This window comes from Companilactobacillus alimentarius DSM 20249 (assembly GCF_002849895.1).
GTDB lineage: Bacteria > Bacillota > Bacilli > Lactobacillales > Lactobacillaceae > Companilactobacillus > Companilactobacillus alimentarius.
Window position 1 is genome coordinate 1,313,392 of the sequence record NZ_CP018867.1, and the last position, 17,219, is coordinate 1,330,610.

General features: G+C 36.3%; 17 protein-coding genes. 6 read left to right on the forward strand and 11 right to left on the reverse strand.

Going from position 1 to position 17,219, the window contains the following annotated elements; translation table 11 throughout:
• Positions 1 to 54: 54 nt before the first annotated feature.
• From LA20249_RS06305 to mscL, 4 genes are all read left to right on the forward strand, one after another.
• On the forward strand, positions 55 to 867 hold the full coding sequence (locus LA20249_RS06305; protein ID WP_057739160.1) for a lipoate--protein ligase family protein: 813 nt from the start codon (positions 55 to 57) through the stop codon (positions 865 to 867).
• Positions 867 to 2,207, forward strand: a complete 1,341-nt coding sequence (locus LA20249_RS06310; RefSeq protein WP_057739161.1) for an HD domain-containing protein — start codon at positions 867 to 869, stop codon at positions 2,205 to 2,207. Before LA20249_RS06305 ends, LA20249_RS06310 begins: the two co-directional genes overlap by 1 nt.
• A gap of 131 nt (positions 2,208 to 2,338) precedes the next feature.
• Positions 2,339 to 4,030, forward strand: coding sequence for a glycerol-3-phosphate dehydrogenase/oxidase (locus LA20249_RS06315; RefSeq protein WP_057739162.1), 1,692 nt, complete (start codon positions 2,339 to 2,341; stop codon positions 4,028 to 4,030).
• Positions 4,031 to 4,157: 127 nt separating this feature from the next.
• Positions 4,158 to 4,568 carry a large conductance mechanosensitive channel protein MscL gene (gene mscL / locus LA20249_RS06320; protein ID WP_057739163.1) on the forward strand — a complete coding sequence of 137 codons (411 nt, stop codon included), beginning with the start codon at positions 4,158 to 4,160 and terminating at the stop codon, positions 4,566 to 4,568.
• 77 nt (positions 4,569 to 4,645) lie between these two features.
• Here the strand turns inward: mscL and LA20249_RS06325 are convergent, their stop codons facing one another.
• The 4 genes from LA20249_RS06325 to purR all read right to left on the reverse strand — a co-directional run bounded on the left by LA20249_RS06325 (position 4,646) and on the right by purR (position 9,123).
• Positions 4,646 to 5,677 carry a hypothetical protein gene (locus LA20249_RS06325; RefSeq protein WP_057739164.1) on the reverse strand — a complete coding sequence of 344 codons (1,032 nt, stop codon included), beginning with the start codon at positions 5,675 to 5,677 and terminating at the stop codon, positions 4,646 to 4,648.
• Between the two features lie 142 nt (positions 5,678 to 5,819).
• Positions 5,820 to 6,803 (reverse strand): ribose-phosphate diphosphokinase, encoded by a 984-nt coding sequence (locus tag LA20249_RS06330; RefSeq protein WP_057739165.1) that lies wholly within the window; start codon positions 6,801 to 6,803, stop codon positions 5,820 to 5,822.
• Between the two features lie 14 nt (positions 6,804 to 6,817).
• On the reverse strand, positions 6,818 to 8,206 hold the full coding sequence (gene glmU, locus LA20249_RS06335; protein ID WP_057739166.1) for a bifunctional UDP-N-acetylglucosamine diphosphorylase/glucosamine-1-phosphate N-acetyltransferase GlmU: 1,389 nt from the start codon (positions 8,204 to 8,206) through the stop codon (positions 6,818 to 6,820).
• A gap of 74 nt (positions 8,207 to 8,280) precedes the next feature.
• Entirely contained in the window at positions 8,281 to 9,123 is an 843-nt protein-coding gene (purR, locus tag LA20249_RS06340) for a pur operon repressor (RefSeq protein ID WP_057739167.1), read from the reverse strand.
• A gap of 233 nt (positions 9,124 to 9,356) precedes the next feature.
• On the opposite strand from purR, the gene LA20249_RS06345 reads away from it, so the two are divergent.
• Together LA20249_RS06345 and LA20249_RS06350 are read left to right on the forward strand one after the other, a co-directional pair.
• Positions 9,357 to 9,890, forward strand: coding sequence for a helix-turn-helix domain-containing protein (locus LA20249_RS06345; RefSeq protein ID WP_101836851.1), 534 nt, complete (start codon positions 9,357 to 9,359; stop codon positions 9,888 to 9,890).
• 8 nt (positions 9,891 to 9,898) lie between these two features.
• Entirely contained in the window at positions 9,899 to 10,786 is an 888-nt protein-coding gene (locus LA20249_RS06350) for an IS3 family transposase (RefSeq protein WP_313811430.1), read from the forward strand.
• Positions 10,787 to 10,903: 117 nt separating this feature from the next.
• On the opposite strand, the gene LA20249_RS06355 is transcribed toward LA20249_RS06350, so the two are convergent.
• The 7 genes from LA20249_RS06355 to LA20249_RS06385 all read right to left on the reverse strand — a co-directional run bounded on the left by LA20249_RS06355 (position 10,904) and on the right by LA20249_RS06385 (position 17,219).
• Entirely contained in the window at positions 10,904 to 11,185 is a 282-nt protein-coding gene (locus tag LA20249_RS06355; RefSeq protein ID WP_057738372.1) for a Veg family protein, read from the reverse strand.
• A gap of 75 nt (positions 11,186 to 11,260) precedes the next feature.
• Positions 11,261 to 12,142: a 16S rRNA (adenine(1518)-N(6)/adenine(1519)-N(6))-dimethyltransferase RsmA gene (gene rsmA / locus LA20249_RS06360; RefSeq protein WP_057738370.1), complete on the reverse strand. Its 882-nt coding sequence runs from the start codon at positions 12,140 to 12,142 to the stop codon at positions 11,261 to 11,263.
• Entirely contained in the window at positions 12,129 to 12,707 is a 579-nt protein-coding gene (gene rnmV, locus LA20249_RS06365; RefSeq protein ID WP_057738368.1) for a ribonuclease M5, read from the reverse strand. The genes rsmA and rnmV overlap by 14 nt, the downstream gene beginning before the upstream one ends.
• A 2-nt stretch (positions 12,708 to 12,709) precedes the next feature.
• Entirely contained in the window at positions 12,710 to 13,471 is a 762-nt protein-coding gene (locus LA20249_RS06370; RefSeq protein WP_057738366.1) for a TatD family hydrolase, read from the reverse strand.
• Entirely contained in the window at positions 13,471 to 15,489 is a 2,019-nt protein-coding gene (gene metG / locus LA20249_RS06375; protein WP_083477905.1) for a methionine--tRNA ligase, read from the reverse strand. Before metG ends, LA20249_RS06370 begins: the two co-directional genes overlap by 1 nt.
• A 48-nt stretch (positions 15,490 to 15,537) precedes the next feature.
• Entirely contained in the window at positions 15,538 to 16,239 is a 702-nt protein-coding gene (locus LA20249_RS06380; RefSeq protein ID WP_057738388.1) for an NAD-dependent protein deacylase, read from the reverse strand.
• A 23-nt stretch (positions 16,240 to 16,262) separates the two neighbouring features.
• On the reverse strand, positions 16,263 to 17,219 hold the full coding sequence (locus LA20249_RS06385) for a hypothetical protein (RefSeq protein WP_057738364.1): 957 nt from the start codon (positions 17,217 to 17,219) through the stop codon (positions 16,263 to 16,265).

Here is a 17,219-nt window from a genome sequence, read left to right on the forward strand (position 1 = left end):
CCTTACCGCCTCTGCATGCTAAAATTATATTAATTAATTAAAAGAAGTGATTAAGTGAACAATTCTATTATATTATACGACCAAAAAATAAGCTCTAACAAGGATCTGCTTATTCCATTTTCAGATACTGGTGCCATTTTAAAATTTGTCTCCGAAAATAATCAACCTGTGATTCATTTTTGGGTCACACCACCGACAGTTATTTTAGGGATGCAGGACAAGCGTCTTAGTAATTTGACTGCTGGCTTAGACATGTTATCAGAAAAAAATTATTTATTCTACCTAAGAAATTCTGGAGGTCTTGGAGTTGTTACTGATTCAGGAATCCTCAATTTTACCATTTTCTTACCTGATAAAGATAATCTTTTAATTGACGATGCTTACGAAAAAATGTACACCGTTTTAAAAGAAAGTTTTTCTCCAAATATTCAGACTGGAGAAATCACCAATTCGTATTGTCCTGGAACCTTTGACTTGAGTATCAATCAGAAGAAATTTGCTGGTATCTCACAGCGTCGTTCTGGCAATGCTGTGGCAATCATGGCCTATATTGGTATCAATGGCAACCAAAAGAATCGCAGCCAATTGATGAAAGACTTTTACGAGATCAGTAATTTCCCACCCTCAAAAAAAATTGAATATCCTAATATCGATCTTCACGTAATGGAAAACTTGGATCAACTATTGGGAATTAAATTAACACTAGATCAGGCTAAGCAAAGAATTCTCAAGACACTAGCTAAAAGTTATACTATCAATAAAAGCGACTTCTTTATTATCCAAAATTCCCAACCTTATCGAGACGCTTATAATGCTACATTAAAAGATTTAATTAAAAGAAATCAAAAGCTATTGGAGGAAAAATAATGTCATACAATATTGAAATGTTACCACGTGAGAAAGTTTTCCGCGATCCAATTCATAATTATATCCACGTTCAACACAAGGTTATTTTAGATCTAATCAACACTAAAGAATTTCAACGTTTGCGTCGAGTTAAACAATTAGGAACTGCCTCATTCACTTTCCATGGTGCAGAACATTCCCGCTTTGGACACTGTATCGGAGTCTACGAAATCACACGTCAAATCTGCGACAACTTCAAACAAAATTATTCTTCCAAAACTCCTGGCGACGGTTTGTGGGACGACAACGAAAGAATCGTTGCCCTGTGTGCTGCATTGTTACACGATGTTGGTCATGGTCCTTATTCGCACACCTTCGAACATATTTTTGACACTGATCATGAAATGTGGACTAGAAAAATTATTACCTCACCCGAAACTGAGATCAACCAAGTTTTACGTCAAGTCTCAGAAGATTTCCCGCAAAAAGTTGCTAGTGTCATTTCACATACTTATCCTAATCCCCAAGTCGTCCAAATGATCTCTAGTCAAATTGACGCTGATCGGATGGATTATTTACTCCGTGACGCCTACTTTACCGGGACCAAGTATGGCATGTTTGATCTAACAAGGATCTTACGTGTAATGCGCCCTTATAAAAACGGAATTGCTTTTGACTACGATGGAATGCACGCGGTTGAAGACTATGTACTCAGCCGTTTTCAAATGTATCAACAAGTTTATTTCCACCCGGTTTCTCGTGGTATGGAGGTCGTTTTGACTAAACTTTTACAACGGGCCAAAGATCTCTACGAACACAACCATATGAATGGCTTTGAAATGCCTAATTTACTGATTCCTTTCTTTGAGAATAATGTTAATATCAATGATTATCTACAATTAGATGACGGCGTTTTGAATACTTACTTCACACTTTGGCAAAATTATCCCGATGAAATTCTTAAAGATTTATCTTACCGTTTCTTAGCCCGTAAACCCTTTAAGTCAGCCAAATATGATAAAAAGACTAAGCATTTATTGCCACAAATCGCCGACATCGTGGAAAGTGTCGGTTTCCAAAAGAAATACTACACTGCTACTAATACAAGTTACGACTTACCTTACGATGTTTACAATCCCAATTCCAACAAGAGTCGAACTCAAATTGAGATCATGCAAGATGATGGTTCCTTAATCGAATTGTCAACTATCAGTCGATTAGTTAATGCTTTGACTGGTAAAATTTCTGGAGATGAACGTTTTTACTTTCCTAAGTCCATGTTAATCAAACATGCTGACGATATTTTCAGCAATGAGTATGATAAATTCCAAGAACACATTCACAACGACAAAATAGTTTAAGACTATAACGCTTTCAAATTTCCTAAAATTTTATTAAAATAAATGTGTATAACACAATATCATCACGTAATTCTTATTCAGCAAACTATGATCAGAAATCTAATCATAACTGAGCGATTGGAGGGCGAAACATGAAAGAATTTTCTAATGAAACAAGGACCAAGAATCTTCAAGAAATGCAAGATAAAGAATTGGATCTCCTAGTTATCGGTGGCGGGATTACTGGTAGCGGCATTATTTTAGATGCTCAAAGCCGTCAGATTCAATCTGGTTTAATCGAAATGCGAGACTTTGCTTCAGGAACTTCTAGTAGATCGACCAAATTAGTTCATGGTGGCTTGCGTTACTTAAAACAAGCTGCTATTAAGGAAGTCCATGAAGTCGGCAGTGAACGGGCAATTGTTTACAACAATGCACCACAAATCACAACACCACTAAAAATGATGTTGCCATTTTACGATGGCGGTACTTTTGGACCTTTCACTACAGCCATTGGCTTAGACGTTTACGATCGACTTGCCGAGGTCAAACATTCCGAAAGAAAGTACATGTTAAATTCACGTGATACTTTAGAACGTGAACCCTATCTTAAATCTGAAAATCTTAAGGGTGCCGGTGTTTATGTCGAGTATCGCACTGACGATGCTCGACTAACCTTAGAAGTTTTGAAAAAAGCTAATGACTTGGGAGCAAAAATTGCTAACTACGTTAAAGCTACCGGATTGCTCTACGATCAAGGAAGAGTCTGTGGCGTTACTTTTAAAGATTCGATTACTGGAGAAATTGGCGAGATTCATGCTCGTAAAGTTGTCAACGCCTGTGGTCCTTGGGTCGATGAGATTAGAAAAATGGATGATTCTGATAAGGGTAAACATCTCCATTTGACCAAGGGCGTTCATTTAGTCATCGATCATGAAAAATTCCCCATTTCTAATTCAATTTACTTTGACACACCATTCCATGATGGCAGAATGATGTTCGCTATTCCCCGTGAAGGTAAAACTTATATTGGAACTACCGATACTACCTGGGAGAAAGATCCAAAAGAACCAACTATTACTGCTATTGATGTGACTTATATTTTGGCAGCGGCTAATCAGATGTTTGATCTACCAGAACACTTAACCCCAGATGATGTCGAAACTGGTTGGGCTGGCGTACGTCCCTTGATTCAAGAAGAAGGTAAATCTCCTTCAGAAATTTCTCGAAAAGACGAAATTTTCCAATCCACAAGTGGTCTCCTATCCATTGCCGGTGGCAAATTAACTGGTTATCGGAAAATGGCCGAGAAGATTGTCGATCGTGTTGCTGAACAGTTATCAGTTGAAACTAGTTATGAATTTCAATCTGCTCAAACTAAAGACTTGATTCTTGGCGGCGGCGATGTCGGTGGCGGAGAAAATTGGATGGACTTCTTTGACGAAGCTGTCCATGATGGTATCACTAACTATGATTTAACTAGAACACAAGCCGAAAAATTGGTTCAAAGATATGGTTCTAACGTTTCTGATATTTTTGAGCTTCTTCCCAGCACTAAGACAAAGGCCAGATTACCTAGAATTGATTGGGCTATGCTCAACTATGGTTTAGTAAATGAAATGGTTGAACATCCCATCGACTATTTATTACGTCGAAGCAGTCAAATGCTTTTTGATTTAAAGCATATGAAAACCATCAAAACTAACGTTATAGATTATATGGCTAAATACTTCAATTGGAGCGATGAAATTAAGAAGTCAATGACCGATGAAGTTAATCAAAAGTTGGCATTAACTGATTTGAGCGATATTAAAAAGAAATACGCCCAATATATCAAACAATAATTATTAATTCATGCATCATTTATGTTAAAAATCAGCTAAATTTTTATGTCCCCTCTTTCAATTTTGAAAAAATATAGTAAAGTGAAGTCTGTACTTGTAAAAATCAATGAAGGAGAATTTGGCGAAAATGTTTAAGGAATTCCAAGAATTCATTTCCCGTGGTAGTGTTGTTGACTTAGCCGTCGGTGTTATCGTTGGTGCCGCCTTCAATAGTTTGGTATCAGCGCTAACTACCTACATTTTAAATCCGCTAATTGGTCTCATTATTGGGCAAATTGATTTATCAGATATGAAGTTCCAAGTTTTAGGTGCAAACTTCTTAATTGGTGACTTCATCAATGCCATAATCAATTTCCTAATCGTTATGTTCGTTGTCTTTGTAATCGTTAAAATGATGAACAAAATGCGTCGTGATGGTTCACGTAGTAAGTTTGATAAAAATGGTGACGAGATCCCCGATCCACAAACTGAATACTTACAACAAATCCGTGATTTATTGAGATATCAACAAAGACATGACAATAATAATCGTTACTAGAAAATGAAGATAGCAAAATAAAATACCTGTGTTAATTGATGAAATCTCAATTAGTACAGGTATTTTTCTATACTCTATTATCTTAACGGTGTAACAACTTTCAAATCTAAAGCTTGCAAGAATCCACTCTTACCGTCGACTACCATTGGTATAACATTGACACTTGGTGCAGCACTGGTTACATAACTCTCGTCCAGTGGCATCATACCATTGATACTGATATCCAAGGATTTTGGCATCCCTTCAATATGAATTTCATTATCAATCGCTGGAGTCTTAACCACATCGTCACAAATCTTATGCACATAGATCAAGCTAGCCTTAACTTCACCATTTACCATGCCACTCATTGTAAATTTATGTCCACAAAGCGTTCCTTTCTTTACAAGTCCAAAAATTGGATGTAGGTCAACTGGTGCCGTATACCACTCATGATCAACCTTCATATCATCAAATTTGAAACCCAAACGTTCGCCCATTTCGTAAACTCCGGAAACGTAATAAGAAGCAATCCCTAATTTAAGTTTATCTTGAGGGAATTTATCTGGGTCCATGCCATAACCAAAGACTTTGACCCAACTAGAATAATTATGCTGGTCATCTTCTCCTGACTGAACTGTAATCTTATCAACTCGACCCATCAAGCCTGACAAAACAATCGGGATATATGATGCATAAGCTCCTGGTAGTAATCCGGTTGGTAAGTATGAAACATTATTTTCTTTTGCCGTATCATTAATCATTTTATATAAATCTGGCGTTGTTGCTTGGGAATAATAAATAGGCAAGGTTGTAATTACATTCTTCTTTGCCCTTAATACCTTGCAGATATCTTCTGCACTAGGCGTGAAACCACCTTTTTTATCACGAACTAAAGGCGTGTAATCCAAAACTACATCAGCATCTAATTTAACTGCTTCTTCGATACTATCTGTTACAGTAATTCCTGTCTTTGGAAAATTAAAAATTTCACCAGCATCTCGACCAATTTTCTTTGGGTCTACGTCAACTGCTGCAACCAATTTCAACGATTGTTTTTCTTGAATCATTCTAATTGCTGCTCTACCAACATTCCCGAGACCCCAAACGATAATCTTATACTGTTTCATTTTATCACCCCAACTGACCTTTACGGTCCTTTATATTGCTCATGTTATCACGAGATGTTTAAACAATAAACTATTTAACCATATAAAAAAGAGCCACTTTTTTAGAAGTGACTCTTTTTCTAATTTACAACATAAATATGCTTTATTTTGTCTTCTTTGATTGGAAACGTGTATCAAACAAAGGACTGACTGGTTCATTGTCATATACTCGTTTGATTGCTTCACCGATAAGTGGTCCAACGGAAACTTGAACCATCTTATCAATAATTTTTTCTTTAGGAAGATTGATTGAATCTGTTACGACTAAGGTCTTGATTGGTGATGCTTCAATTCTTTCAATAGCTGGACCAGAAAGAATTGGGTGTGTACAACATGCATAAACTTCAGTAGCACCGGCATCCATCAAAGCTTGTGAAGCTAGTGAGATTGTACCAGCTGTATCAATCATGTCATCAATAATGATGGCGCGTTTGCCTTTAACATTACCAATAATATTCATAACTTCGGCAACATTGGCACGTGGTCTACGTTTATCAATAATAGCGATTGGAGTCTTCAAGAATTCAGCCAATTTTCTAGCACGTGTTACACCACCATGATCAGGTGAAACAACTACAGCGCCTTCTTCAAGGTGGTTTGTTAGGAAGTAATCAGCTAACAAAGGAGCACCCATCAAATGATCAACTGGAATATCGAAGAATCCTTGAATTTGTGCAGCATGAAGGTCAAGTGCAAGTACACGATCAACACCGTCACGTTCCAACATATTAGCAACTAATTTAGCTGTAATAGGTTCACGTGAACGTGATTTACGATCTTGTCTAGCGTAGCCATAATATGGAATTACGACATTGATCACACTAGCTGAAGCACGTCTTAGTGCATCAACCATGATCAACAATTCCATCAAATTATCATTAACAGGAGCTGAAGTTGATTGAATCAAGAAAACTTCGGCACCACGAATACTTTCTTCAATGTTAATTTGAATCTCGCCATCACTAAAACGTGTAACTGATGACTTTCCTAGTGGTACTCCAACGACCTTAGCAATTTTTTCTGCTAAAGGTTTGTTAGAATTCAATGCAAAAATTTTCATTCGTCGTTCATTATTTTGAAATGACATTTAATTATTCACCCTTATTTCCAATCTTCACTTTTTGATAGTGGTAATCTTTCCCAAAAATCTTCTTTATTAGTTTGTCTTTGACGTGCAATTGCCATCGCATGCTTTGGAATATCACTTGTGATAGTTGAACCAGCTGCAATAAATGAATGGTCAGCCATTTCTACTGGAGCAATAATATTTGAATTGCTACCGATAAATGAATGGTCACCAATATCACTGTGCCACTTCTTAACGCCATCATAGTTGACGAAAACAACTCCACAACCGACATTAATATCAGTTCCTAAAGTAGCATCACCAACATAAGTTAGATGACCTACTTTAGTTCTATCACCGATTTTAGCATTTTTGATCTCACAGAAATTACCAATATGTACATCTCTGCCAATCTCAGCCTTAGGTCTAAGATGTGAATTAGGTCCAATATTACTACCCTTGTGCATCACAGCTTTTTCAATTGTTGAACTAATAACTTCAACATTGTCTTGAATCTCTGAATCAGAAATTCTTGAATCTGAACCAATCACACACTCAGAACCAATAGTTGTTTTTCCAAAAATCTTTACATTAGGTTCAATTACAGTATCATTGCCAATTTCAACATCAACATCAATGTAAGTGTTGTCTGGATCAACAATCGTAACACCGTCACGCATATGATTTTCGTTGATTCTTCTTTGCATAATTTTTTCAGCTTGCGACAAAGCCACACGATCATTGACACCCAATGACTCGCTTAAGTCAGCCATTTCAAAGGCTGAAACTTTTTTACCTTGTTCTTTAAGCAATGAAATTACATCTGGCAAATAATATTCGCCTTGAGCATTATCATTGTTGACCTTATGTAAGTTTTCAAACAACAACTTATTGTCAAAACATAATACACCAGTATTAATTTCTTGAATTTCTTGCTCACTCTTTGAAGCATCCTTTTGCTCAACAATTTTTTCAACATTGCCACCATTATCACGGACAATTCGTCCGTAACCAAATGGATTGTCGGCATGTGCTGTCAAAATAGTAACGGCAGCTGCTTCCTTTTCATGATAATCAAGTAAATTCTCAAAAGTTTCGGCGGTAAATAATGGCGTGTCACCATTAACAATCAAGGTTATACCTTCCTTGCCACCCAAATCCTTTTCAGCTTGCATTACAGCATTGGCTGTACCTAACTGTTCTTCTTGCAAAGCATACTTAGTTCTGTCGCCAAGCAAATCTCTAACCTTATCAGCACCATTGCCAATAACAGTTTCAACAAAGTCAGGTTTAATTTTTTCAACTTGTGTCAAAACATGGTCGACCATTGCTCTACCTGCAACAGGATGCAATACTTTGTATAGTCTCGACTTCATTCTTGTACCTTTTCCGGCAGCAAGAATTATTACATAACGATTCGACATCAGAAACTCCCTTCAGTCATTCAAATATCCTTATATATAATAGCATTATTCCATATAACTGCTCAATCAAGAATTTATTCAAAATAGCTAAAATCAGTATTTGTTAAATAATTTCCTGGTTCAACGTTCAAAATTCGATTTTTAGTATCAATTTTAGTTACCTTAAAGATTGATGTTACATCAGAATCGCCAAATTGACTGTTGATGTTAATATTTTCCGCAAAAACAGTGGCACCGACAAAGATTGCATTGAATTCAGAGATCAAACTACGCAATCCATTGATAGTTCCGCCACCCTTCATGAAATCATCAACTACTAGAACTCGTGAACCCTCTTCTAAACTACGCTTAGAAAGTTCCATCTTTTCTACTCGATCTGACGATCCGGAGGCATAATTAACGCTGATGGTTGATCCTTCAGTAATTTTAGAATCTCGACGGACAATCACAAACGGGATATTCAAGAAATTAGCCACACTTTGGGCAATCGGAATACCTTTAGTAGCAACAGTCATTACTACATCAATTGAACTTTGTGAATACTGTGTTGCAATCATTCGACCGACATTTCTTAATAATTCAGGATCAGCTAAAAGGTCTGTTAAGTACAAGTAACCTCCGGGTAGAATACGGTTGGGTTCAACTAACTTCTTAGAAGTCTCTTCGACAAATTCCGTAGCTTCTTTCTTAGAAATTCCTGGTGTAAAAATAACGCCACCGCCAGCTCCAGGTAGAGTCTCCAAAACTCCAATCCCTCTAATCATGAAGGTTCTTCTCAAGATTCCTAAATCCTCAGATATTGATGACTTAGCTGATTCATAACGATCCGCAAAAAACGCTAAAGAAATCAGCGTATGTGGTCGTTCCAATAAATAGCGAGTCATATCAATTAAACGTTCGCTTCTTCGTGTTTTCATCTTTTTTTCTCCTAAAACGTATCTCTCTACAAGATTATAAAGCAAAACTATGAACAATTCATATTTTTTTGAATGTAAACCATATCATTTTACTAAATTTATTGATAAAAATATAGTTTGAAACATAATTTTTAAAATTTAAGACTTATCCGCAAAAAAATATCCAATCACACTATGTAAAGTGCTTCATAATTGTTAGACAAGAAATCTAACAGTTATGGAGCGCTTTTTATATGGTTAAATACAGTTCAAAATTAAAGGCAGAGGTTGTTGGTGAATACCTCCAAGGTAGAACCAGCATGCAAAGTCTCTCAGAGAAACATAATTTACCTAAACGGCAAGTCAGTTTCTGGATTCAAAAATATCGCTTAAGCGGCGTAGACTCGCTTAAGCGAAAAAAAACTAAACGGAGCTTTTCAGCTGAATTTAAAATTGATGTGATAAACTACTATCAAACTCATGATGAAACTTTAGCTGAAGTATCCGCCAGATTTGATGTTAACAAGTGTCAGATTAGTTCCTGGAGAACGGCATTCAATAAACATGGCATAGAAGCCTTGAAGTCTCATCCGAAAGGCAGAAAATCCAAAGTGAAAAATGATAAAAAGAAATTACGTCATTTAATAAACAAGAATGAATTAGATCAACTTCGCGAGGAACTCGCAAAGAAGAATCAAGAATTATATGACACAAAGTTGGAGAATGATATTTTAAAAAAATCAATGACCCTGTTCGGAACTTCAAAGGACGCAAAAAAACACAAATAGTTGATCAGATCAGGGTAGAACAAGAGTCTCTTCCAAAAGCAGAACGGTATAAGATAGGCGATATTCTTAAGGCCATTGGACTTAAAAAGGCCACTTACCATGATGAGCGTAAACGTATCAAAAATCATGTAGATAAGTACAAAGATATAAAAACTGAAATATTAAAAATTACTGAAAGTGGAAAATGTCGTGGACGCCTAACCTACGGTTATCGTCGCGTACAAGAAGGATTAATTAAACTAGATATTCACATAGCAGATGCCGTAGCTCGTCGCTTGATGAATGAGTTAAATGTTCAAGTAAATCTTTATAATCGTCATAAAAATGGAAAGTATTCCTCATATAAAGGAACTGTTGGAAAGGTCGCACACAACATTTTACATCAACAGTTTAATGAAACTGAGCCCTTTAAAGTCCTGCATACAGATGTCACACAAGTTCGTTTAAGGGATAACGAATGGGCTTATGTTTCCGCAATTACCGACGAGGCAAGCAAAGAAGTTCTAGCGTTCCAAGTAAGTAATAGTCCCAATAGTAAATTAATTATGGATACATTAAATGAATTAACGACAGTTATACCTAAAGGAAGCAACCCAGTGATACATTCAGATCAAGGCTGGCATTATCAACTAAATTATTATACTGATAGGCTTTCTGAAGATGGATTTATACAGAGCATGTCTCGCAAAGGAAATTGTCTCGACAATGCGCCAATCGAAAGTTTCTTTCATCTATTCAAAACAGAATGTCTCAATGGATTTCCACCTTGTAAAGATATGAAAGAATTTAGGAAACTTTCTAAGGAGTACGTCGATTGGTTTAACAATCGACGCATCTCAAGAAAAACAAAAGGCATGACTCCCCGCGAATACAGGGAACATGCCTTATCAGCTTAACAATATTCAATTTTGTCTAACTTTTGTGTTGCACTTTACTATGCATGATTGGATATTTTTTATTATCGAGCTTGTTCTTTTTATATAGGACTGTACGAGTCCACTAACGAGTTCTTATTATTCAGCTTCGGCTTCAGAATCTGTTTCAGCTTCGGCCTCGGGTTCACTATCAAAGTGAATATCAATTGACTTTGTTAATAGATCGGCATAGCTATAGGAAACTCTTTCAAATGAATTTTCATTTTGATCCAAATCTACAACAAAGACTGAATGAAACGTTTCTGATAAAGTTCCGCGACGGCGGATAACTTTCTTACGACCTGCTTGTGCAACAATAGTCAAATTCTCACCTAAGTGTGAATCTAAACGACTCTTGATTGTCTTCAATGATGTTGGCATTATAATAATCACTCCTTAGGAGTGAAATTTTACCACGTTTTATTGAAAATTTCAAGAATTTAATTCATTGATTAGTTAATTATTTTTAAATTCTTCAGTCATCTTTTTGAACTGATCAATGGAGACCTGCTCTGCACGGGCATTTTCAGCAATTCCACATTTTTCAAAAATCGTCTTAATCTTTTCACGATTTTCATCAGTTCGACCTTGCCAATTCAACAAATTGTTCATTAAACTCTTTCGCTTGTGAGCAAAAGCTGAGCGAACGACTTTGTTGAAAAAGACTGGATCAGCAATATCAATTTTATCCTTTGGCAGCCGATCCAAAACAGCTACGGCCGAATCAACTTTGGGACGAGGAATAAATGAATTGCGACCAACGATTCGATCAATTCGTGCATTCATTTGTGTTTGAACGGCAATTGTTAAAGAACCGTACTCGCGATGTCCCGGATTCGCTGTTACCCGCTGTGCCACTTCTTTTTGCATCATCAAAACCAATGATTGGAATGGATAATCGCTATTGATCAAGTTCAACATGATTGGCGTAGTGATGTAATAAGGCAAATTGGCGACAACTTTAATTGTCTTACCTTCCAAATCATGATCTTGTACGAATTTATCTAAATCCACTTTTAAAATATCTTGATTAATGACTTCAATATTATCGTAATACTGTAAAGTATCAGCCAAAATAGGAATCAAATTCTCATCAATTTCAAAAGCATAAACTTTCTTCGCCACTTGTGCTAACTTCTCTGTTAAGGCTCCAATACCAGGACCAATCTCAATTGCTATTTCATCAGACTTTAAGCCACTGGCATCAACAATTTCATCCAAAACTTTTTCATTCGTTAAAAAATTTTGTCCTAAACTTTTTTTAGCACGTAATTTATATTTACGCATGATGTCATTGGTACGAATAGGATCAGCGATGCTTAATCTATTTTGTGTCATGGGTACTTCCTTTATCAAATTTTTTAACAGTCGTGACTAAATCTTGTGGTGCTATTTGAAACATATTAAGTCGACTTAGAAATTGTTTAGCATTCGTATAGCCAATTTTTAACTCTGAACCAACAAATAGCCTCCGTTGGTGTGAATCAGTTTGACCGACCAATCCTAAATCAACCATATCGTCATAGTCATAATTTTCAAAATTGTTTTCAGTTCTCGTATAAACTGCCTGTAATGCAGACTTAATATCTTCGTCCTTAGCATGTTCAATACCCAAACTGCCGTCGCTTTTTTTAGGAACTGCTTGTGAACGTGGTAAAAAGGCTTGTTTTGCATTAGGCACAGCTTTTTGAATGATTGTTCGCAAACGATTGCCGTTAAAATCTGGGTCAGTGAAGATTATTACGCCTCGTTTTTCTTGAGCAATCTTGATATGTTCTATTGTTTCAGCATTCAGAGCTGAACCAGTTGTTTCAATCGTATCGACATCGTCACCAAAACAATCTTTTAAACGATTCGTATCAGATTTTCCTTCAACAACTATAATTTCTTTTATTTTTTTCATAATTATAAATTGTACACTTTGTGAGCATTCTTAAATGTCGCACTAGCCACTTCACTAGGAGCGATATCCTTGTACTTAGCAATCGCGTCAACGACATATCTCGTATAGGCTGGTTGATTAGCGTGACCACGATATGGCTCAGGAGTGAGATATGGCGCGTCAGTTTCAACCAATAAACGATCCAATGGCGTATTCTTAGCAGACTCATGAACTTCCGGTGCATTCTTGAACGAAACGACACCACTGTATGAGATCCATAATCCTAAGTCTAAGAACTTATTGAGCCAATCAACATCTCCATTAAAACTATGCAAAATAATTCCTGATTTAGACATATCATGATCTTTCAAAATTTGATACATATCTTCAAAGGCATCACGACAATGAATCGAAACGGGCATATTGTACTGCTTAGCAACATCTAATTGTTGAATCAAAACTTTTTGTTGAATCTTAGGATCAGGATCTTCTTCCCAATGATAATCCAAACCAATCTCACCAATTCCTACAACCTCAGGTAATTTGATCTGATTAACTAATTGTTCTTCGTTGTATTCCTTGGCAAATTCTGGATGCCAACCGACCACAGCATGTAGCGGTTGATAGTTTTGAGCTAAACGGATAGCTTCAAGATTGAAGGCTTCATTAGAACCAATGATAGCCATCTCTACAACGTCCAATTCTTTCGCATTATCAATAAATTGCTGTGTCTTCCCTACAAAAGCCTCATCGTTTAAATGTGTGTGCGTATCAAATATTTTCATTAACCTAAAATAGCTCCATTTTTGTGTGAATTATCCACGATAGCAAGTTTAACTTCGTCATCTTTTTCAGTTGAAAGCAGCATTCCGTTACTCCATTCGCCCACCATCTTACGTGGCTTAAGGTTAACGACGGCTAGAACTTTCTTACCAATCAATTCTTTGTAATCTGGATAGTACTTGTGCATGCCTGAAAGGATCTGACGATCAATGCCTGAACCATCATCAAGTTTGAACTGCAATAATTTACTAGAATTTTCCACTGGTTTCACATCAAGAATCTCAGTTACAACCATTTTAACCTTTGTGAAATCATCAAATTCGATTTCCTTAGGGAAACCATCATCATTTTCTTTTTGAACCTTTGTCTTAGCTTGAGCTGATTTACTCAACTTGCCGCCACCATTTTTAACTTGTTCCTCAGCCATCTTGTCCTTGATATACTTAACTTCTTCATCAGTGTCAAGACGAGGGAAGATTGGTTCTGGTTTACTTGTAACAGTTTTTCCCACTACAGTATCGCCGAAATCAAGTGACTTATCCTCTTTATAGTCGAGTCCTAATTGATTAAAGATCTTTACTGGAGATTGAGTCATTACTGGACTGATCAATAGAGCAATCAAACGCAATGATTCAGCTAGATGACCAAGAACAGCTTGTAATTCGGCTTTCTTACTATCATCTTTAGCTAAAGCCCAAGGTTTAGTTTCATCAATGTACTTATTAGCACGACTAATGAAAGCCCAAACTGAAGCTAAAGCGTCAGGAAATTCAAACTTATCCATATGTTGACGATACTCTTTTAAGGTATCAGCATAAATTTTCTCCAAATCTTTATCTAAGTCTGTCACTGCAGCAATTGACAAGACTTTTCCATCGTCATATTTATTTATCATTGAAATTGTTCGGTTCAACAAATTACCTAAATCATTTGCCAAATCATAATTAATACGATCAATGTAATCTTCTGGTGTAAAGGTACCATCATTGCCGAATGGAATAGCACGCATCAAATAATAACGTAATGAATCCAATCCATATCGAGAAACCAACATTTCAGGATAAACGACATTGCCTTTAGATTTAGACATTTTACCGTTTCTCATCAATAACCAACCGTGACCAAAGACTTGCTTAGGTAGTGGCAAATCTAGTGCCATCAAGAAGATTGGCCAATAGATTGTATGGAAACGAACGATTTCTTTACCTACAAATTGCACATCAGCAGGCCAGAATTTATTAAAGAGCGTTTCATCGTCGCTGCCGTAACCTAGAGCAGTGATATAGTTCATCAAAGCATCTAGCCAAACGTAAACGACATGTTCTGGATTACTTGGAACTTTAATTCCCCAGTTAAAACTTGTTCGTGAAATTGACAAGTCTTCTAGTCCTGGTTTAATAAAGTTATTGATCATTTCGTTCTTACGAATCTCTGGTTCGATGAAAGTTGGATTATCTTGGTAATATTTCAACAAGCGGTCAGCATACTTGCTCATCTTAAAGAAGTAACAAGGTTCTTTAACTAGTTGTACTTCATGACCAGATGGTGCCATTCCTCCAATAACTTTGCCATTATCATCACGGTAAACTTCGTCCAATTGTGATTCGGTAAAGTATTCTTCATCATCGACTGAATACCATCCGGAATATTCACCCAAATAAATATCCCCTTGCTTAAGTAGACGTTCAAAAATCTTTTGAACAGCCTTAACGTGATATTCATCAGTTGTTCTAATGAATTTATCATTTGAGATATCAAGCTTCTTCCAAAGCTCCTTGATTCCTTTAGCCATCATGTCAACATATTCTTTAGGTTGCATATGCTTCTCTTCAGCTTTTTGTTCGATTTTTAGACCATGTTCATCCGTTCCTGTAAGGAAGAATACATCATAGCCCTCATTGCGCTTGTAACGAGCCAAAGTGTCCGCTGCAATCGTTGTGTATGAGTTCCCAATTGTTAATTTTCCTGATGGATAATAAATGGGTGTTGTAATGTAAAAAGTCTTTTTCTCTTCAGTCAATATATTAACCTCCACCACTTTCAAATTGATATTAAGTATAGCATTTTTTTATATTTGTGAAAAAACGTTCGTTGCGTCATCGTCAATTGCTAAAATCGACGAATCGATATTTAGATCTTCTTTATTAATTACGACCAATTTAGCTTGTGGTGAACTGTATTCTAATAATCCTGCAAAAGGATAAACCTTAAAACTTGTTCCTACAACAACTAATAAATCAGCCTTTTGGACCATTAATGCGGCATTTTGAAAGTTCTTAGGATTAATATTTTCGCCATACAAAACAGTCGTTCCCGGGCGAATAATCCCATTATCTTTGTGATGCCGATAATCCTTCAAGTATTCTTTATAATCAAATTGCTTTCCACAAGTTAAGCAGTGAATGTCATCGTATAAATTACCATGAAATTCAACCACATTTTCAGCTCCAGCTTTGGTATGCAATTTATCAACGTTTTGAGTGACAATAGCACCCTTTTGATTGCTGATCTGAGCCATTTTTTGATGAATGATATTCGGTTGTGCATCTGGAAAATACATGTTTTGGACAACAAAGTCATGAAAAATATCGGGATGTTTGAGCAAGTTGTCATGACTCAACATATATTCAGGTGGAAAATTATAGTTCTTTCGCTTATACAATCCATTTTTGGAACGATAATCGGGAATCCCTGATGGCACGGAAACACCTGCACCAGTTAGAAAAGTTACAAAATTAGCTTGCTTAAGTAATTCCTTTAACTCCTCAATTTTTTCTTGCACGATAATTCCTCCTATCTGATTAAATACTTAACTCCTTCTTCTTTAAACACATCGGAAATTTGATATTGATAGAAAGCCTTGTAAAACTCAGGTGTCACTTTATCAGGATTAATGTCCAATGTCGTGACGCTTTGACTATCATTGAGTCCCAATAAGACGAAAGCATCTTTACCCGTAGCACGATTCTTAAACGAAGAATGCTTAACTTGGTAAACCTGATTCAATGACAATCTCAACTGACGCTTAGATAATACTGGTGTGATGTTCAAGAATTCGTGGAAGCCTAAGCCCTCATAGCCACTATATAAAATGATTTCATTGTAAGAATCCAAAGCATTTACCAGAGCTCGTCTAAAGTGAAAGGCATCTGACAAATCATTTTCTTCAGCAATTTTGACTAAATTATTGGCATATTTGAATGACTTAGGAAATTCCTCTTGCCACTTCTGATCATTAGCATGATTGCTAAAAATGATCCCATCAAATATAATCAGAGTCCGATAAAAACGCATATTAGCAATATCCAACTCCACTTTAGGATGCAAGGCAGCTTCAATTCCCTTGAGGTACTCCGCTTTGATCTCATCTGTATAAGTCCCATCAGCTTGTTGATCACGCATAACTGAAAAATGCTCAAGTGTCTCAAAAACTGAATTTGCTACTGCCAGAATTCGACCATCATAATCTTGCTTGCCAGATGTCACGGCACAAGAAATGCTTGGCTCATCTGATAATTCCAAAGCAATATGATATAACTCGTGAGCTAAGACAAATGTTTTATACTTCTCATTTGTGATCACCACCTGAATATCTTGTCCTTTAATCTGATGACTGGCTTGATCTAAGGTTAAGAACTCATGGTCAGAGTAATCAGAATATATCTTTATTTTCTTATTATATTGTTGCTCAATTTTTTGTACCTGTTCTACAATATTTGTAGATAGATCATTATTATCTATTTGTTTCAT

What these genes read in the sequence shown, in the direction of transcription:
- LA20249_RS06310 (WP_057739161.1), top strand. Translation starts at nt 867, where the DNA reads ATGTCATACAATATTGAAATGTTACCACGTGAGAAAGTTTTCCGCGAT.
- LA20249_RS06315 (WP_057739162.1), top strand. Translation starts at nt 2,339, where the DNA reads ATGAAAGAATTTTCTAATGAAACAAGGACCAAGAATCTTCAAGAAATG.
- mscL (WP_057739163.1), top strand. Translation starts at nt 4,158, where the DNA reads ATGTTTAAGGAATTCCAAGAATTCATTTCCCGTGGTAGTGTTGTTGAC.
- LA20249_RS06325 (WP_057739164.1), bottom strand. Translation starts at nt 5,677, where the DNA reads ATGAAACAGTATAAGATTATCGTTTGGGGTCTCGGGAATGTTGGTAGA.
- LA20249_RS06330 (WP_057739165.1), bottom strand. Translation starts at nt 6,803, where the DNA reads ATGTCATTTCAAAATAATGAACGACGAATGAAAATTTTTGCATTGAAT.
- glmU (WP_057739166.1), bottom strand. Translation starts at nt 8,206, where the DNA reads ATGTCGAATCGTTATGTAATAATTCTTGCTGCCGGAAAAGGTACAAGA.
- purR (WP_057739167.1), bottom strand. Translation starts at nt 9,123, where the DNA reads ATGAAAACACGAAGAAGCGAACGTTTAATTGATATGACTCGCTATTTA.
- LA20249_RS06345 (WP_101836851.1), top strand. Translation starts at nt 9,357, where the DNA reads ATGGTTAAATACAGTTCAAAATTAAAGGCAGAGGTTGTTGGTGAATAC.
- LA20249_RS06355 (WP_057738372.1), bottom strand. Translation starts at nt 11,185, where the DNA reads ATGCCAACATCATTGAAGACAATCAAGAGTCGTTTAGATTCACACTTA.
- rsmA (WP_057738370.1), bottom strand. Translation starts at nt 12,142, where the DNA reads ATGACACAAAATAGATTAAGCATCGCTGATCCTATTCGTACCAATGAC.
- rnmV (WP_057738368.1), bottom strand. Translation starts at nt 12,707, where the DNA reads ATGAAAAAAATAAAAGAAATTATAGTTGTTGAAGGAAAATCTGATACG.
- LA20249_RS06370 (WP_057738366.1), bottom strand. Translation starts at nt 13,471, where the DNA reads ATGAAAATATTTGATACGCACACACATTTAAACGATGAGGCTTTTGTA.
- LA20249_RS06385 (WP_057738364.1), bottom strand. Translation starts at nt 17,219, where the DNA reads ATGAAACAAATAGATAATAATGATCTATCTACAAATATTGTAGAACAG.